Source organism: Pseudomonas sp. YNh, assembly GCF_037993085.1.
Taxonomy (GTDB): domain Bacteria; phylum Pseudomonadota; class Gammaproteobacteria; order Pseudomonadales; family Pseudomonadaceae; genus Aquipseudomonas; species Aquipseudomonas putida.
Genome location: NZ_JBBMRJ010000002.1, coordinates 27,648 through 43,640 on the forward strand (window position 1 = coordinate 27,648; position 15,993 = coordinate 43,640).

17 protein-coding genes are annotated in these 15,993 nt (G+C 63.1%); 10 read left to right on the top strand and 7 right to left on the bottom strand.

Going from position 1 to position 15,993, the window contains the following annotated elements; translation table 11 throughout:
- Positions 1-212 precede the first annotated feature (212 nt).
- Positions 213-758, top strand: a complete 546-nt coding sequence (locus WF331_RS02115; RefSeq protein ID WP_016489345.1) for a tetratricopeptide repeat protein — start codon at positions 213-215, stop codon at positions 756-758.
- Positions 759-761: 3 nt separating this feature from the next.
- Here the strand turns inward: WF331_RS02115 and WF331_RS02120 are convergent, their stop codons facing one another.
- A complete protein-coding gene (locus tag WF331_RS02120; RefSeq protein WP_041167902.1) occupies positions 762-1,088 on the bottom strand; it encodes a DUF1820 family protein in 327 nt (108 codons plus the stop codon).
- Positions 1,089-1,363: 275 nt separating this feature from the next.
- On the opposite strand from WF331_RS02120, the gene WF331_RS02125 reads away from it, so the two are divergent.
- The 4 genes from WF331_RS02125 to lnt are packed head-to-tail and all read left to right on the top strand — an operon-like array spanning position 1,364 to position 5,219.
- On the top strand, positions 1,364-2,362 hold the full coding sequence (locus tag WF331_RS02125; protein WP_016501791.1) for a PhoH family protein: 999 nt from the start codon (positions 1,364-1,366) through the stop codon (positions 2,360-2,362).
- Positions 2,355-2,828, top strand: coding sequence for an rRNA maturation RNase YbeY (gene ybeY / locus WF331_RS02130; protein WP_016501792.1), 474 nt, complete (start codon positions 2,355-2,357; stop codon positions 2,826-2,828). Before WF331_RS02125 ends, ybeY begins: the two co-directional genes overlap by 8 nt.
- Positions 2,829-2,853: 25 nt before the next feature.
- Positions 2,854-3,693 carry an HlyC/CorC family transporter gene (locus tag WF331_RS02135; protein WP_016501793.1) on the top strand — a complete coding sequence of 280 codons (840 nt, stop codon included), beginning with the start codon at positions 2,854-2,856 and terminating at the stop codon, positions 3,691-3,693.
- Positions 3,694-3,701: 8 nt separating this feature from the next.
- A complete protein-coding gene (gene lnt, locus WF331_RS02140) occupies positions 3,702-5,219 on the top strand; it encodes an apolipoprotein N-acyltransferase (RefSeq protein ID WP_197899584.1) in 1,518 nt (505 codons plus the stop codon).
- Positions 5,220-5,348: 129 nt separating this feature from the next.
- On the opposite strand, the gene WF331_RS02145 is transcribed toward lnt, so the two are convergent.
- On the bottom strand, positions 5,349-6,110 hold the full coding sequence (locus WF331_RS02145; protein WP_197899585.1) for a YdcF family protein: 762 nt from the start codon (positions 6,108-6,110) through the stop codon (positions 5,349-5,351).
- A 135-nt stretch (positions 6,111-6,245) separates the two neighbouring features.
- On the bottom strand, positions 6,246-6,560 hold the full coding sequence (locus WF331_RS02150; protein WP_016501796.1) for a hypothetical protein: 315 nt from the start codon (positions 6,558-6,560) through the stop codon (positions 6,246-6,248).
- A 228-nt stretch (positions 6,561-6,788) separates the two neighbouring features.
- Here WF331_RS02150 and leuS point away from each other — a divergent pair, with 228 nt between their 5' ends.
- The 5 genes from leuS to WF331_RS02175 all read left to right on the top strand — a co-directional run bounded on the left by leuS (position 6,789) and on the right by WF331_RS02175 (position 12,881).
- Positions 6,789-9,395: a leucine--tRNA ligase gene (gene leuS, locus WF331_RS02155; RefSeq protein WP_016501797.1), complete on the top strand. Its 2,607-nt coding sequence runs from the start codon at positions 6,789-6,791 to the stop codon at positions 9,393-9,395.
- A gap of 61 nt (positions 9,396-9,456) precedes the next feature.
- Positions 9,457-10,062, top strand: coding sequence for an LPS-assembly lipoprotein LptE (locus WF331_RS02160; protein WP_016501798.1), 606 nt, complete (start codon positions 9,457-9,459; stop codon positions 10,060-10,062).
- A 39-nt stretch (positions 10,063-10,101) separates the two neighbouring features.
- Positions 10,102-11,139 carry a DNA polymerase III subunit delta gene (holA, locus tag WF331_RS02165; protein WP_197899587.1) on the top strand — a complete coding sequence of 346 codons (1,038 nt, stop codon included), beginning with the start codon at positions 10,102-10,104 and terminating at the stop codon, positions 11,137-11,139.
- Between the two features lie 200 nt (positions 11,140-11,339).
- Positions 11,340-11,504, top strand: a complete 165-nt coding sequence (arfA, locus tag WF331_RS02170; protein WP_016501800.1) for an alternative ribosome rescue factor ArfA — start codon at positions 11,340-11,342, stop codon at positions 11,502-11,504.
- 60 nt (positions 11,505-11,564) lie between these two features.
- Positions 11,565-12,881 carry a lytic murein transglycosylase gene (locus WF331_RS02175; protein ID WP_016501801.1) on the top strand — a complete coding sequence of 439 codons (1,317 nt, stop codon included), beginning with the start codon at positions 11,565-11,567 and terminating at the stop codon, positions 12,879-12,881.
- Positions 12,882-12,987: 106 nt separating this feature from the next.
- Here WF331_RS02175 and WF331_RS02180 read toward each other — a convergent pair whose 3' ends face one another.
- The 4 genes from WF331_RS02180 to WF331_RS02195 form a co-directional block, all read right to left on the bottom strand.
- Entirely contained in the window at positions 12,988-13,929 is a 942-nt protein-coding gene (locus WF331_RS02180; protein WP_016501802.1) for a S66 peptidase family protein, read from the bottom strand.
- A gap of 87 nt (positions 13,930-14,016) precedes the next feature.
- A complete protein-coding gene (gene lipA / locus WF331_RS02185; RefSeq protein WP_016501803.1) occupies positions 14,017-15,033 on the bottom strand; it encodes a lipoyl synthase in 1,017 nt (338 codons plus the stop codon).
- Positions 15,034-15,035: 2 nt separating this feature from the next.
- Positions 15,036-15,683 carry a lipoyl(octanoyl) transferase LipB gene (gene lipB, locus WF331_RS02190; protein ID WP_174370689.1) on the bottom strand — a complete coding sequence of 216 codons (648 nt, stop codon included), beginning with the start codon at positions 15,681-15,683 and terminating at the stop codon, positions 15,036-15,038.
- Positions 15,683-15,958: a DUF493 domain-containing protein gene (locus WF331_RS02195; protein WP_016501804.1), complete on the bottom strand. Its 276-nt coding sequence runs from the start codon at positions 15,956-15,958 to the stop codon at positions 15,683-15,685. Before WF331_RS02195 ends, lipB begins: the two co-directional genes overlap by 1 nt.
- Between the last annotated feature and the right edge of the window lie 35 nt (positions 15,959-15,993).

The window sequence follows — 15,993 nt, forward strand, 5'->3', positions numbered from 1 at the left end:
TCTGCTGGAATTCTGGGGCTGCTGCGCAGCCCTATCGCGACACAAGGCCGCTCCCACAGAGGCCGGTACAGGCAATAATTACGCATGCACAATCAGCTGACTTCCCCAACCAAGCAGAAATTCGAGTAAAACTTTGTAAGGTTGGCGCTGCTTATCCCATAATGTGCCACCAGAGACATTGGCCGCAGCTTTGCAGAGGTAAGTCGATCCCCATGAACCGCACCGGCCGCGCCCTGACCCTGGGCTGCCTGTTGCTTCTTCAGCCCCTGCTGGCCTTGGCGGAGGGCGGTAACTCGTTGCTGATTCCGGCGACGGGCCGCTGCACCTTGAATGTTCAGCCTGAAGACCTGGCAAACGCCCTCAAGGCCTGCGAGCAGACGGCTACCGCGGGGGATGCCCAGGCGCAATTCGAACTGGGCGAGTACTACTACACGCAAACGCCGAAAAACCTCGACAAAGCCCTGGACTGGTTCCAGAAGGCTTCGCTGCAAGGCCAGGCCGACGCCCAGTACCGTCTGGGTGCCATGTTCTTCCATGGCGAAGGGGTCAAGGCCAACAACGTGCAGGCCTACATCCTGCTGAAGATGGCCGCGGTCAACGGCGCCGAAGATGCACTGGACATGGCCGACGAAGTCACCGAGCAAATGCCCCGCGACGAACTGGAGCATGCCACCCAGGTGCTCGGCCAGATCTTCCGCAAATACCTGCTGGAACTGCAGAACGCCGAAGGGCGCACGCCGTTCTCGCCACTCCCCTGACGGTTACTTTTCCGGCATTGGCATCGGGAACGGCATCACATTGCCGCCGCCCTTGGCTTCGCTGATCTTTGCCGTGCCCAGCCGCTCCACTTCGTCGATGCGCACGATCGAGTGCATCGGCACGAAACTGCGGATCACCCCCTCGAACTGGTTCTTCAGCTTCTCCTCGCTCGGATCCACCACCAGTTGCGAGCGCTCGCCGAACACGAACTCCTCGATTTCCAGGAAGCCCCACAGGTCGCTCTGGTAGATCTGCTTGGCATACATCTCGAAGACCTGCCCCTGGTTGAGGAAGATCACTTTATAGATGGCAGGTTCGCGTTTGCTCATGTTTGGCGGGATAACACATGCGTAAGAAAAGGGGCGCATCATAGCAGACAGGTTTGCAGATCTGTGTCGGCTGTACCGGCCTCATCGCCGGCAAGCCAGCTCCCACAGGTACTGCGCAAGCCTGAGGCCTGTGCAGTACCTGTGGGAGCTGGCTTGCCGGCGATAGGGCCAGAACAGGCAGTACATACCGTTGAACGTTTCAGTGCTTTCGCCACTGGCATTCAAGGGTTATTCTTGAGTTCACACCCATTGCCGTCGAGCGGCTAAAAACGACCTTGAACGCACCCATAGAACCCCATCGTTTCATCCTCGAGCCCTTCGAGGCCCACCGTTTCGCCAACTTGTGCGGGCAGTTCGACGAGCACTTGCGCCTGATCGAACAGCGCCTGGCCATCGAAATCCGCAACCGCGGCAATCAGTTCGAACTGATCGGCGAACCCAAGACCACCTCTGCGGCCGAACAGTTGCTGCGCCGTCTCTACCGCGAGACCAAGGCCACCGACCTGTCGCCGGAAACCGTGCACCTGTACCTGCAGGAGTCGGCTGTCGAAAACATCGACAACCCGGCCGTCAACGAGGTCAGCGTGTCGCTGCGTACGCGCAAGGGCAACATCCGCCCGCGCGGGCTCAACCAGCAGCGCTACGTGAAGGAAATACTGGCCAACGACATCAACTTCGGCGTCGGCCCGGCCGGTACCGGCAAGACCTACCTTGCCGTGGCCTGTGCCGTGGATGCGCTGGAGCGCGAACAGGTGCGCCGTATCCTGCTGGTGCGCCCTGCGGTCGAGGCAGGCGAAAAGCTTGGTTTCCTGCCCGGTGACCTGGCACAGAAGATCGACCCGTACCTGCGCCCGCTGTACGACGCCCTGTACGAAATGCTCGGCTTCGAACACGTTGCCAAGCTGATCGAGCGCCAGGTGATCGAGATCGCCCCGCTGGCCTACATGCGTGGCCGTACCCTGAACAACAGCTTCATCATCCTCGACGAAAGCCAGAACACCACGCTGGAACAGATGAAAATGTTCCTCACCCGCATCGGTTTCGGCTCCACCGCGGTGATTACCGGCGACATCACCCAGGTCGACCTGCCACGTGGCACCAAGTCAGGCCTGGCACACGTCATCGAGGTGCTGAAGGACGTTCCGGGCATCAGTTTTACCCACTTCCAACCCAAAGATGTGGTTCGTCACCCACTGGTGCAGCGTATTGTCGAAGCCTACGACCGCTTCGAAGCCCGCCAGGCCAAGCCCGAGGCGCCCGGCAAAGATGCTTGAACTTGATATCCAACGGGCCACGGACGCTGCCGCCCCGGATGACGCCGCCTTCCGCCGCTGGTGCGAGCTGGCCCTCCGCCAGCGCAGCGCCGACTCGGAAATGACCATTCGCCTGGTCGACGAAGCCGAAGGCCGTGAGCTGAACCACACCTACCGGCACAAAGACTACGCGACCAATGTGCTGTCGTTCCCGGCCGATGTGCCCGACGAACTGCTCGATATTCCGCTGCTGGGGGACCTGGTGATCTGCGTCCAGGTGGTCGAGCGCGAAGCGGCCGAACAAGGCAAGTCGCTCGAAGCCCACTGGGCGCACCTGGTCATTCACGGTTGCCTGCACCTGCTCGGCTACGACCACATCGATGATGAGGAAGCCGAAGAAATGGAAAGCCTGGAACGGGAATTGCTGGCAGAACTGGGTCACCCCGACCCGTATGCCGACGATGAAACCGACTCAATCACACACTGAAACACGAAGGATCACGAGAACCGCCATGAGCGAAGATCGATCGAGCAACGGGCAAAAGTCCTGGCTGGGCAAACTGACCCAGGCTTTTGCCCATGAGCCGAAAAACCGCCAGGAGCTCCTTGAGCTGCTACGCGAAGCCCATCAGAACAAACTGCTGGACAGCGAAGCGCTGACCATCGTCGAAGGCGCCATCCAGGTCGCCGACCTGCAGGTGCGGGACATCATGGTGCCGCGCTCGCAGATGAACAGCATCAAGGCCGGCCAGTCGCCTCGCGAGTTTCTGCCAGCGGTGATAGACGCCGCGCACTCGCGCTACCCGGTGATCGGCGAAAGCCACGACGATGTGCTCGGGATCCTGCTTGCCAAAGACCTGCTGCCGCTGATCCTCAAGGAGAACGGCGACAGCTTCAATATCAAGGACCTGCTGCGCCCGGCCACCTTCGTGCCCGAGTCCAAGCGCCTGAACGTGTTACTGCGCGAGTTCCGCGCCAACCATAACCACATGGCCATCGTCATCGACGAATATGGCGGCGTGGCGGGCCTGGTCACCATCGAAGACGTGCTGGAACAGATTGTCGGCGACATCGAAGACGAGCACGACGTCGAGGAAGACAGCTACATCAAGCCGCTGCCAAGCGGCGACTTCCTGGTCAAGGCGCTTACCCCGATCGAGAACTTCAACGAGTTCTTCGACAGCCAGTTCTCCGATGACGAGTTCGACACGGTTGGCGGGCTGGTGATGAGCGCCTTTGGCCACCTGCCCAAGCGCAACGAAACCACCGAGATCGGGTCCTACAAGTTCCGTATTCTCAACGCCGACAGCCGGCGGATACACTTGCTGCGCCTGACTCCGATCACCCGTTAAGGACAAACATGCGTTGGATCACCCGCCCCGGCTGGCCCGGTAACCTGCTGGCCCTGGCGGCCGGTGCTTCCACCCTTCTGGCCCTGGCGCCGTTCGACATCTGGCCGCTGGCCATATTGTCCATCGCCGTGCTCTACCTTGGCCTGCGCGAGCTTAGCCCGCGCCAGGCCATGTGGCGGGGCTGGTGGTTCGGTTTCGGCCTGTATGGCGCCGGCACCTGGTGGATCTACGTCAGCATGAACACCTACGGCGGCGCCTCGCCGCTGCTGGCGATCCTGCTGCTGTTGGCGTTCTTCGCCGCCCTGGCCTGGTTCTTTGCCCTGCCCACCTGGCTGTGGGCACGCTGGCTGAGGCGCAATGAAGCGCCACTGGCCGACGCCTTGTGCTTCGCCTCCCTCTGGCTGCTGCAAGAGGCCTTCCGCGGCTGGTTCCTGACCGGTTTCCCTTGGCTTTATGCCGGCTACAGCCAGCTGGATGGCCCATTGGCCGGGCTGGCACCGCTGGGCGGCGTATGGCTGGTTTCCTTCACCCTGGCGCTCACGGCGGCCCTGCTGTGCAACCTGCACCGCTTGCGCGCCCGCCCCTCGTTCCTTGCCGTGGCCTGCTTGCTGTTGCTGGCCCCGTGGGTACTGGGCCTGGCGCTCAAGGGCCATGCCTGGACCAAACCGGCAGGTGACCCGCTGAAAGTGGCAGCCATTCAAGGCAACGTCGAGCAGGACCTGAAATGGGACCCGGCGCACATCGACGCGCAACTGGCGCTGTATCGTGACCTTAGCTTCAGCTCCAAACCTGTGGACCTGCTGATCTGGCCAGAAACCGCAGTGCCGGTGCTCAAGGACCAGGCACAGGGCTACATCGACGTGATGGGGCGCTTCGCTGCCGAGAGGCATTCGGCGCTGATCACCGGCGTGCCGGTGCGTGAAGTGGTGCATCATCAGCGCCGCTATTACAACGGCATCACCGTCGCCGGTGAAGGCGATGGCACCTACCTCAAGCAGAAACTGGTGCCGTTTGGTGAATACGTGCCGCTGCAGGACATGCTGCGAGGGATGATCGAGTTCTTCAACCTGCCCATGTCCGACTTCGCCCGCGGGCCGGAAGATCAGCCGCTGCTGCAGGCCAAGGGCTATCAGATTGCGCCGTACATCTGCTACGAAGTGGTCTACCCCGAGTTTGCCGCAGGCCTGGCCGCACGCAGCGACCTGCTGCTGACCATCAGCAACGACACCTGGTTCGGCAAATCGATCGGTCCTTTGCAGCACTTGCAGATGGCACAGATGCGCGCCCTGGAAGCCGGCCGCTGGATGATCCGCGCCACCAACAACGGCGTGACGGCCCTTATCGACCCGTTTGGCCGCATTACCACGCAAGTGCCGCAGTTCGAGCAGGCGGTGCTGTATGGCGAAGTGGTGCCGATGCAGCAATTGACGCCTTATCTGAAATGGCGCTCGTGGCCGCTGGCGATTGTGTGTGCGCTGCTGCTGGGCTGGGCGTTGCTGGCAGGGCGCATAGCCAAAACCGTCTGATGATACTGCCAGTGCCGGCCTCTTCGCGGGCTTGCCCGCTCCCACAGGGACTGCACACGCCTCGAAGGCTGCGCTAATTCTGTGGAAGCGGGCAAGCCCGCGAAGAGGCCGTCACAGGCAGCAGAACATTCAGTAGAACACCCGATACCCCACCAACCCCACCACTTCATTGAGCAACTGCCCGCTCTGCCACATCGCCCGGCTCTCCGGCAGCAACCCGGCAAACGGCCGCGCATGATCGCGCCCCAGGAACCCCACCGGCGCCGACACCACCTCGAACCCCGCCTGCTCAAAGCTCCAGCGCGAGCGCTGCATGTGCCAGGCCTGGGTCACCACCACTACGCGGCGAATCCCCAACGGTTGCAGCACCTTGGCCGTGAGCTGGGCATTTTCCCAGGTCGTGCGGCTGGCCTCTTCGCGCCACTTCACCTCGACCGCAAAGTCCTCGCGTAGCCGATCCGCCATCAACCGCGCCTCGCTCGGCGGCGTGCCATAGTGCAGCCCACCGCTGGTCAGCACCGGCAACCCTGAGGCCTTGGCCAGCCGCGCGGCAAAGCGCATGCGCTCCAGCGCCGTGGCCGTAGGCTGGTCGCTACCGCCCCAGGCCAGGTCGCCCCGTTCACGTCCCGCCCCCAGCACCACGATCGCATCCGCCCGGCTCGCCAGGCCGGCCCAGTCGCTCACGGCCAACGGCGGCTCGCTTTCCAGCACACGGGCGGTTTCCTGCACTACCAGCGGCAGGCTCATCAGCCACAGGCCTCCAAGCCCCATGGCAAAGCACAGCGCCGCTAGCCGTGGCCGCCGTGCACGCAGCCACCACGCCGCAAGCAACAGCAGCAACAGGATGCCCGGCGGCATCAGCCATTGTTTGATGAAGAATCGGATCGGCATCGGCCACCCCTCCTTGGCAGGGGTGCAGCCTAAAAGGATCGGCGCCGGTCAACAAGGGTGCGACCGGCGCCAATCGTGAGCTTTGTGATATTGAAGAACCGGCGCGCGATGGCCTGCGGCTGGCATCCTGAACGGCTAGCGATGTGGCAGCGTCCTGGATCTCGCCGTATTGGCGGGGCGTTTCTTGTCCTTGAGCCAGATGATCTTGGCCGATGCCGGCTCCGCTTGTGGGTAACTGCCGGCACAGGCACTCTGGCGCACCGGGAGCGATTCCAGGTAGGCCTTGATCACTTCGAACTCTGCGTGGCTCAAGCCGCGCAATTCCAGCTCGGCCGGCATCTCGTCGCGCAATCGCACCGAGGTCCTGGCGGTTTCCAGCGCCAGGCCAAGCCGGTCGATCAGACGTTCGTAAAGCTCCGGCTTGATTGCGGGTAGCTGCGTCTCTCCCATCCGTTCACCTCATTGAAGATAAAGAATATCTCCCCCCACACCTGAGCTTAGCGGCGCAATGAAAAGCAGCCGCCTGCCGCGACCAGCGGGCATTCGCAACGAAGGTTTCCCACGATGCGCAACGCTGCTGTATGCTACGGCGTTCACTCTAAACGACACCGGAGTACCGGTTGCAGCGAGGTTCCGCTGCCTGGAACAAGGTCTCTTCTCTCTCAGCCAAAAGTAGCCATGCACGAACAATACACGCCCCGTGATATCGAAGCCGCCGCCCAGAACTTCTGGGACGAGCAACAATCGTTCGCTGTTACCGAACAGCCAGGCAAAGACACCTACTATTGCCTATCGATGTTCCCGTACCCGAGCGGCAAGCTACACATGGGCCACGTGCGCAACTACACCATCGGCGACGTGATTGCCCGCTACCAGCGCATGCTGGGCAAGAACGTCCTGCAGCCGATGGGCTGGGACGCTTTCGGCATGCCCGCGGAAAACGCGGCGATGAAAAACAACGTCGCCCCGGCCAAGTGGACCTACGAAAACATCGACTACATGAAGACCCAGCTCAAGAGCCTGGGCCTTGCCATCGACTGGGCACGTGAAGTGACCACCTGCAAACCCGACTACTACCGTTGGGAGCAGTGGCTGTTCACCCGCCTGTTCGAGAAAGGCATCATCTACCGCAAGAACGGTACCGTGAACTGGGACCCGGCTGACCAGACCGTACTGGCCAACGAGCAGGTCATCGACGGCCGTGGCTGGCGTTCGGGCGCGCTGATCGAGAAGCGCGAAATCCCGATGTACTACTTCCGCATCACCGACTACGCCGACGAGCTGCTGGAAAGCCTCGACGAGCTGCCGGGCTGGCCTGAGCAGGTCAAGACCATGCAGCGCAACTGGATCGGCAAGTCGCGCGGCATGGAAGTACAGTTCCCGTACGACCAGGCCAGCATCGGCCACGAAGGCACCCTCAAGGTCTTCACCACCCGCCCGGACACGCTGATGGGCGCGACCTACGTCGCCGTAGCCGCCGAGCACCCGCTGGCCACCCAGGCCGCCCAGGGCAACCCGGCGCTGCAGGCGTTCATCGACGAGTGCAAGAGCGGCAGCGTTGCCGAAGCCGACATGGCCACCCAGGAGAAGAAGGGCATGGCCACTTCCCTGCTGGTCGAGCACCCGCTGACCGGCGAGAAGCTGCCGGTATGGGTCGCCAACTACGTGCTGATGCACTATGGCGATGGCGCGGTAATGGCCGTGCCGGCCCACGACGAGCGCGACTTCGAGTTCGCCCGCAAATACAACCTGCCAGTCAAGGCGGTGGTACGCACCAGCGAAGGCGATGACGTCGGCAACGAATGGCTGGCTGCCTACAACGAGCACGGCCAGCTGATCAACTCGGGCGAGTTCGATGGCCTGGACTTCGCCGGCGCCTTCGACGCCATCGAAACCGCCCTGATCCGCAAGGAACTGGGCAAATCGCGTACCCAGTTCCGCCTGCGCGACTGGGGTATCAGCCGCCAGCGCTACTGGGGCTGCCCGATTCCGATCATCCACTGCCCGTCCTGCGGCGACGTACCGGTGCCGGAAGACCAGCTACCGGTCACCCTGCCGGAGAACGTAGTACCGGACGGTGCCGGCTCGCCACTGGCGCGCATGCCTGAATTCTACGAATGCACCTGCCCGAAATGCGGCACCGCGGCCAAGCGCGAAACCGACACCATGGACACCTTCGTCGAATCGTCCTGGTACTTCGCCCGCTACGCCTCGCCTAATTACGACAAGGGCCTGGTCGACCCGAAAGCCGCCAACCACTGGCTGCCTGTCGACCAGTACATCGGTGGTATCGAACACGCGATCCTCCACCTGCTGTACGCGCGCTTCTTCCACAAGCTGATGCGCGACGAAGGCCTGGTTACCTCGAACGAGCCGTTCAAGAACCTGCTGACCCAGGGCATGGTGGTCGCCGAAACCTACTACCGCGTGGCCAGCAATGGCGGCAAGGACTGGTTCAACCCGGCCGATGTCGAAATCGAGCGCGATGCCAAGGCCAAGATCATCGGCGCCCGCCTGAAGACCGACGGCCTGCCGGTGGAAATCGGCGGCACCGAGAAGATGTCCAAGTCGAAAAACAACGGCGTCGACCCGCAATCGATGATCGAAGCCTACGGCGCCGACACCTGCCGCCTGTTCATGATGTTCGCCTCGCCGCCCGACATGAGCCTGGAATGGTCCGACTCTGGCGTCGAAGGTGCCAGCCGCTTCCTGCGCCGTGTCTGGCGCCTGGCCCAGGCTCACGTCAGCCAGGGTCTGCCGGGCAAGCTGGATGTCGCCGCCCTGGACGACGCGCAGAAAGTCATCCGCCGCGCCATCCACGCCGCCATCAAGCAGGCCAGCAATGATGTAGGCCAGTTCCACAAGTTCAACACCGCCATTGCCCAGGTGATGACCGTGATGAACGTGCTGGAAAAGGCCCCGCAAGCCAGCGAGCAGGACCGTGCCCTGCTGCACGAAGGCCTGGAAGCCGTCACCCTGCTGCTGTCGCCGATCACCCCGCACATCTCCCACGCGCTGTGGCAGCACCTCGGCCACACAGGGTCGGTAATCGATGCCGCCTGGCCGAGCGTCGACGAGCAGGCACTGGTGCAGGACACCGTTACCCTGGTGGTTCAGGTCAACGGTAAACTCCGCGGCCAGGTCGAAATGCCTGCCGCAGCCAGCCGCGAAGAAGTCGAAGCCGCCGCCCGCAGCAACGAGAATGTCCTGCGCTTCATCGATGGCCTTACCATCCGCAAGGTCATCGTGGTACCGGGCAAGCTGGTCAACATCGTCGCCAACTGATGAAAACGCCCACCCGCAGTGGCTGCGGGTGGGCGGTACAGGCCCACAAGGGAGCAACAACATGATCAAACGCAATTTGCTGGTAATCGGCCTGGCGGTCATGCTCAGCGCCTGCGGTTTCCAGCTGCGCGGCACCGGCTCCACCGAGCTGAGTGTGAAGGAAATGGACGTCAGCGCACGTAATGCCTACGGCCCGACCGTGGTCCAGCTTCGAGAGGTACTGGAGCGTAGCGGTGTCAACGTGCATGCCGGCGCGCCTTACCGCCTGGTGTTGACCAACGAGCAGGAGCGCGAGCGCTCGGCAACCTACAGCAGCGGCAACCGTTCCGCCGAGTACGAGCTGACCACGGAGCTGAACTACAGCATCCAGGGCCTGAACAACCTGGAGCTGCTGAGCGACAAGCTGGAAGTGCGCAAGATCTACGTGCGTGACGGCTCGAACATCACCGGTTCCGAGCAGGAAGCCAACCGCGCGCGTGAAGAAATGCGCCGCGACCTGGTCAATGCCATGGTCGTCCGCCTGCAAATGCTGAGCCCGTCCCAGCTGGACGAGCTGCAGCGTAAAGCCGACGAGCGCGCCAAGGCCGAAGCCGACGCGCTGGAGGCCGCACGCCGCCAGCAGGCCGAAACGCCTCAGCAGTCGCCACTGGAAGTGCCGGGCAACTAAGCCCGCGTGGGGCACCCTCGGGTGCCCCGCCTGTTTCCCATGAAACTCGCCCCCGCCCAACTCAACAAGCACCTGCAAGGCGCCCTGGCACCGGTCTACGTGGTCAGCGGCGACGACCCGCTGCTGTGCCAGGAAGCCGCTGACGCCATCCGCAACGCGGCACGTCAGCAAGGTTTCGACGAACGTCAGGTGTTCAGTGCCGACGCCAATTTCGACTGGGGCACCCTGCTCCAGGCTGGCGCCAGCCTGTCGCTGTTCGCCCAGCGCCGCCTGCTGGAACTGAGGCTGCCCTCGGGCAAGCCTGGTGACAAGGGCGCCGCCGCGTTGATGGAATACTGCGCCAGGCCCGCCGAAGACACCGTGCTGCTGGTCAGCCTGCCCAAGCTCGACGGCAGCGCGCAGAAGACCAAATGGGGCAAGGCGTTGATCGAAGGTGCGCACTGCCAGTTCATCCAGATCTGGCCGGTGGATGTGCACCAGCTGCCACAGTGGATCAACCAGCGGCTGCAGCAAGCCGGCCTGTCGGCGCAACGTGACGCTGTCGACCTGATCGCTGCGCGCGTGGAAGGCAACCTGCTGGCCGCCGCGCAGGAAATCGAAAAGCTCAAGCTGCTTGCCGACGGCAACCAGATCACCGTGGAAACCGTGCAGGCTGCAGTCGCCGACAGCGCCCGCTTCGATGTCTTCGGCCTGGTCGACGCCATTCTCAACGGCGAAGCGGCGCATGCCCTGCGCATGCTCGAAGGCTTGCGTGGTGAAGGCGTGGAGCCGCCCGTGATCCTCTGGGCCCTGGCCCGTGAACTGCGCCAACTGGCCGGGCTGGCCCAACTGTTCAGCCAAGGCGTGCCGCTGGACAAAGCCTTTAGCCAGGCCCGCCCGCCCATCTGGGACAAACGCCGACCGCTGGTCAGCAAAGCCCTGCAACGCTTGTCAGCGCAACGCTGGGGGCAGCTGTTGCAGGATGCCCAACGTATCGATGCGCAGATCAAGGGCCAGGCCGAGGGTTCGCCCTGGACAGGGCTTGCGCGCTTGTCGCTGTTGATGGCGGGTCAGCGCCTTACCCTGCCCCCCGAGTAACCAGGGCCACTGTGGGAGCGGGCGCGCCCGCGAATCAGGCGACGCGGTGGATGGCACCGGCTTCGCCGGTGTTCGCGGGCACGCCCGCTCCCACAGGGATGCTATGCCCAGGATCCTGACCATAAACACAATTAATTGGCGGCCCGGTAGCCCAAGCCCTACAGTGCGCCCCGAAACCCACCCAAACAGGGAACCCCGCCATGAGCAAAAAGCCGAAAAAGCACGGCCCCAACAAGGCCAAGTCCATCGTCGCCCAACCCCTGTTCCGCTGCCGCCAGGAACAACCGGACAAGGGCAAAGGCAGCTACCGCCGCGAAGCCTTCCAATCGAGAGATTGGGAGGCTTCCTACTTTTTGGCAGCATGAAAGCATCGCAAGCGCAGGCATGGTATGGTCGTCACCTGACCTGCAATTCTGGATCTGTGCATGCTCTTCCGTCTTCTCCCCCGTTGGGAAACCCGCCAGCTGATCGCGGCCTCCAGCTTCATCCTGCTCGTGGCCTGCGCGGAAAAACCCACCGCTGCCGACGCACTGCCGCTGGCCCCTGCCCAACCCGCTCCAGTGGTGACTGTGCCCGGCACAACGCCTGACGTCAGCACTGAAATCCAGCCTCTGCAAACCTTCGCCCAATGGCAGGCAGGCTTCCGCCAGCAAGCCCTGCAAGCCGGCATCTCGCCGAGCACGTTCGACAGCGCCTTCCTCGGCGTCACCCCCGACATGGACGTGATCAAGGCTGACCGCAGCCAGCCAGAGTTCACCCGCCCGGTATGGGAATACCTCGAAGGCGCCCTGTCGCCTCTGCGCGTGCGCAATGGCAAGAGGCTGCTGGAGCAGAACGCCGAGCTGCTGGCCCGCCTCGAGCAACGCTATGGCGTCGACCGCCAGGTGCTGGTCGCCGTGTGGGGCATGGAAAGCAACTTTGGCCAGTTCCAAGGCAACAAGTCAGTGATTCGCTCGCTGGCCACGCTGGCCTATGAAGGCCGTCGCCCGCAGTTCGCCCAGGACCAGCTGATCGCCGCGCTGCAAATTATCCAGCATGGCGACATCCAGCCTGAAGCCATGCGTGGTTCGTGGGCCGGCGCCATGGGCCAGACCCAGTTCATCCCGACCACCTACAACACCCATGCCGTGGACTTCGACGGTGATGGCCGCCGCGACATCTGGAACAGTACGCCGGATGCCCTGGCCTCCACGGCGCATTACCTGCAAAGCTCGGGCTGGAAGCGTGGTCAGCCATGGGGCTTCGAGGTACAAGTGCCGGCTGGCTTCGATTTCTGGCAAGCCGATGGTGCGCTGCGCAAACCGGTCAGCGAGTGGCTGGCGATGGGTGTGACACTGCCTGCAGGCACGCAGTTGCCCGCCAACAGCAACCAGCTGTCAGCCGCCCTGCTGCTGCCAGCGGGCGCACGTGGCCCGGCGTTTTTGGTGCTGGACAACTTCCGCGCAATCCTCAAGTACAACAACTCGTCGTCCTATGCCTTGGCGGTGAGCCTGCTGGGGGATCGCTTCAGTGGTTGGGGCTTCATTGCCGGCAGCTGGCCGAAAGAAGACCTGCCATTGAGCCGCAGCGAGCGCATGGAGCTGCAGAACTTGCTGAACAGCCGTGGGCACGAGGCCGGCAATGCCGATGGCATCATCGGCGCCAATACCCGCAAGGCCATTCGCACCGCCCAGCAGGGGCTGGGGTGGCCAGCAGATGGCTACCCGACCCACAAGCTGCTTGAGAGCCTGCGTCAACCGTGAGATTGCTGAGGGCGCTCCTACAGCCAACCGCGTAACTGCAATGTATCGCAATCCCCTGTAGGAGCGGCCTTGTGCCGCGATGGGCTGCAAAGCAGCCCCGACAATCTCAAGCCTTGAACAGATCCTGCTCCAACACCAGGCTCTGCCGATCACTGTCCAGCCTGACCCGAGCCCCCAACGGCAAGCACACATTCGGGTCGCAATGCCCACTGCGCCACCCCGCCAGCACCGGTACACCCAGCGGCGCAAACGTGTCTTCCAGCAACGGCGCCAACGCCGCCGTGGTAATCCCGGCAAAGTCCCCCACCAGCACGCCCTTCACCCCCTCCAGCTTGCCCGCCAGGCGTAACTGGGTCAGCAGCCGGTCCACCCGGTACAACGGCTCGTTGACGTCCTCGATGAACAGGATGCAGCCCTGAGTATCCAGCTCGGCAAGCGTCCCCATGGTCGCCCCCAGCATCGACAGGTTGCCGCCCAGCAGCGGCCCGCTGGCCACACCCGGCAACACCGTGGTCAAGGCATAGTCCGCCGGGTGCGCGATCAGCTCGCCGCCCCGCACAAGCCCAGCCAACTGTGCCAACAACGACGATTCGGTCGGCGGCAACTTGGCCCCCAGCAGATCGGCATTCAGCATCCCCCCGTGGAAGGTAACCAGCCCGCCGCAATGCCGGTAGATCGCAGTGTGCAGTGCGGTAATGTCGCTGTAGCCGATCAACGGTTTAGGGTTGCGGCGAATGAGCTCGAAGTCGAGCTGATCGAGCAAACGCATGCTGCCATAGCCCCCGCGCATGCACAGGATGGCGTCGATGGCCGGGTCGGCAAAGGCATCGTGCAGGTCCTGCAGGCGCTGCTGGTCCGGCCCTGCCAGGTAACCCTGCGCTTGCAGGGCACCCGGGTAGATACGGCAACGGTAGCCGCGGTCAGCAAACCACTGGCTGACCTTGTGCGTATCCAGACGCGCCGCGCCTGCCGGCGCGACAATGGCAAAGCAGGCGTTAGCCGGCAGCGCGGCTGGCAGGCTGGGTTGGACAGTTTCGGCGCAATTCATCGCGGCTCCTTGCAGCGGGTGTGGCACAAACAAAAATGCCGATGCCGCCTTTCGGCGTGCATCGGCATACGTAACTCTGCTTTTGGCTCAGAGCTTGATCTTGGCTTCGTGAGCTTGCTGGTCAGCGTGATACGAAGAACGCACCAACGGGCCGGAGGCGACGTTCTTGAAGCCCATCTTGTAACCTTCCTCGGCGAACCAGGCGAAGGTGTCCGGGTGAACGAAACGTTGCACCGGCAGGTGGCTACGCGATGGCTGCAAGTACTGGCCGAGGGTGAGCATGTCGATTTCATGCTCACGCATACGGTGCATCACCTCGATCACTTCTTCGTCAGTCTCGCCCAGGCCGAGCATCAGGCCCGACTTGGTCGGTACGTGCGGTACCATCTGCTTGAACTTCTGCAGCAGGTCCAGCGACCAGTCGTAATCGGAACCCGGGCGCGCGGCCTTGTACAGGCGCGGCACGGTCTCGAGGTTGTGGTTGAACACATCTGGCGGCTCTTGTGCAGTGATCGCCAACGCAACGTCCATGCGGCCACGGTAGTCCGGCACCAGGGTTTCCAGCTGCACACCCGGCGACAGCGCGCGAATTTCGCGGATGCAGTCGGCAAAGTGCTGGGCGCCGCCATCACGCAGGTCGTCGCGGTCCACCGAGGTGATCACCACGTACTTCAGGCGCAGGTCGGCAATGGCGACCGCCAGGTTTTTTGGCTCGTCCAGGTCCAGCGGTTTCGGTCGGCCGTGGCCAACGTCACAGAACGGGCAACGACGGGTGCAGATGTCACCCATGATCATGAAGGTGGCGGTGCCACCAGAGAAGCACTCACCCAGGTTCGGGCAGGAGGCCTCTTCGCACACGCTGTGCAGCTTGTGCTTGCGCAGCAGTTGCTTGATGCGGTCTACCTCGGGCGAAACCGGGATACGCACGCGGATCCAGTCAGGCTTTTTCGGCAGCTCATCGGTCGGGATGATCTTTACCGGGATGCGCGCGACTTTGTCGGCACCACGCAGTTTGACCCCGGCTTCCACCTTTTTCGGCGCTTGGCGCGGGGTGGCATCCAGGGTAGGTATCAGGTTCGGCACGGCTTCTTGCACAGTTGTCATATTCAGTCGATTCCGCCCGTGAGGGTCGTCTGCTCAGCGTAGTCGAGGTGCTTGACCAGCTGTCCGCGCAGCCTTGTCCTGACCTCGTCGAGTTCGATCGGACCTGCCAGATCGCGCAGCTGGGTCATGGCCAGCCCCGCATAGCCGCAGGGGTTGATTCGGCGGAATGGCGCAAGGTCCATGTCCACGTTCAGGGCAAGGCCGTGGAACGAACGGCCGTTGCGAATTCGCAGGCCGAGGGAGGCGATCTTCGCTCCGTCGACATAGACGCCCGGAGCATCGGGCTTGGCCGATGCCAGCACGTCGTAACTGGCGAGCAGGCCGATCAGGGCCTGTTCGATACGGCTGACCAACTCGCGTACACCAAAGCCCAGCCGGCGCACGTCCAGCAGCAGGTAGGCCACCTGCTGACCGGGGCCATGGTAGGTCACCTGGCCACCGCGGTCGGTCTGCACCACCGGGATGTCGCCCGGCACCAGCAGGTGCTCGGCCTTGCCGGCCTGGCCCTGGGTGAAGACTGCGGGGTGCTCGACCAGCCAGATTTCATCCTGGCTGTCCGGGCTGCGCTGCTCGGTAAAGCGACGCATGGCCTCCAGCACCGGTTCGTAGGGCTGCAGGCCAAGCTCGCGAAAACCGAGACAGGCGGACATCACAGCACCATTTTCACGATGCCGGTAGCGCGCAGGGCGCTATTGATGTCGTGCAACTGGTCTTCGCTGGTGGCAACGATGTGCAATTGCACGGTGGTGTACTTGCCTTCCTTGCTCTGGCGCTCAGCCAAGGTCTTCATGTCGACCTCAGCATATTTCTTCAAGATCTCGACGACCGTGTCCTTGAAATGGACAACGGTATCGCCGATCACCTTGATCGGGTAATCAGCGCAAGGGAATTCGATCTTGTGCGACTTGACGTCTGGTTCGCTCATGGCGGAAACGGCCTCGTAAGCCGTGGCAACAACAA

Excerpts from the sequence above, each read along its gene's own strand:
- WF331_RS02160 (WP_016501798.1), top strand. The coding sequence starts at position 9,457 with ATGATCAAACGCAATTTGCTGGTAATCGGCCTGGCGGTCATGCTCAGC.
- holA (WP_197899587.1), top strand. The coding sequence starts at position 10,102 with ATGAAACTCGCCCCCGCCCAACTCAACAAGCACCTGCAAGGCGCCCTG.
- WF331_RS02150 (WP_016501796.1), bottom strand. The coding sequence starts at position 6,560 with ATGGGAGAGACGCAGCTACCCGCAATCAAGCCGGAGCTTTACGAACGT.
- lipA (WP_016501803.1), bottom strand. The coding sequence starts at position 15,033 with ATGACAACTGTGCAAGAAGCCGTGCCGAACCTGATACCTACCCTGGAT.
- WF331_RS02115 (WP_016489345.1), top strand. The coding sequence starts at position 213 with ATGAACCGCACCGGCCGCGCCCTGACCCTGGGCTGCCTGTTGCTTCTT.
- ybeY (WP_016501792.1), top strand. The coding sequence starts at position 2,355 with ATGCTTGAACTTGATATCCAACGGGCCACGGACGCTGCCGCCCCGGAT.
- WF331_RS02120 (WP_041167902.1), bottom strand. The coding sequence starts at position 1,088 with ATGAGCAAACGCGAACCTGCCATCTATAAAGTGATCTTCCTCAACCAG.
- arfA (WP_016501800.1), top strand. The coding sequence starts at position 11,340 with ATGAGCAAAAAGCCGAAAAAGCACGGCCCCAACAAGGCCAAGTCCATC.
- WF331_RS02195 (WP_016501804.1), bottom strand. The coding sequence starts at position 15,958 with ATGAGCGAACCAGACGTCAAGTCGCACAAGATCGAATTCCCTTGCGCT.
- WF331_RS02145 (WP_197899585.1), bottom strand. The coding sequence starts at position 6,110 with ATGCCGATCCGATTCTTCATCAAACAATGGCTGATGCCGCCGGGCATC.
- lnt (WP_197899584.1), top strand. The coding sequence starts at position 3,702 with ATGCGTTGGATCACCCGCCCCGGCTGGCCCGGTAACCTGCTGGCCCTG.
- WF331_RS02175 (WP_016501801.1), top strand. The coding sequence starts at position 11,565 with ATGCTCTTCCGTCTTCTCCCCCGTTGGGAAACCCGCCAGCTGATCGCG.
- WF331_RS02180 (WP_016501802.1), bottom strand. The coding sequence starts at position 13,929 with ATGAATTGCGCCGAAACTGTCCAACCCAGCCTGCCAGCCGCGCTGCCG.
- leuS (WP_016501797.1), top strand. The coding sequence starts at position 6,789 with ATGCACGAACAATACACGCCCCGTGATATCGAAGCCGCCGCCCAGAAC.
- lipB (WP_174370689.1), bottom strand. The coding sequence starts at position 15,683 with ATGTCCGCCTGTCTCGGTTTTCGCGAGCTTGGCCTGCAGCCCTACGAA.
- WF331_RS02135 (WP_016501793.1), top strand. The coding sequence starts at position 2,854 with ATGAGCGAAGATCGATCGAGCAACGGGCAAAAGTCCTGGCTGGGCAAA.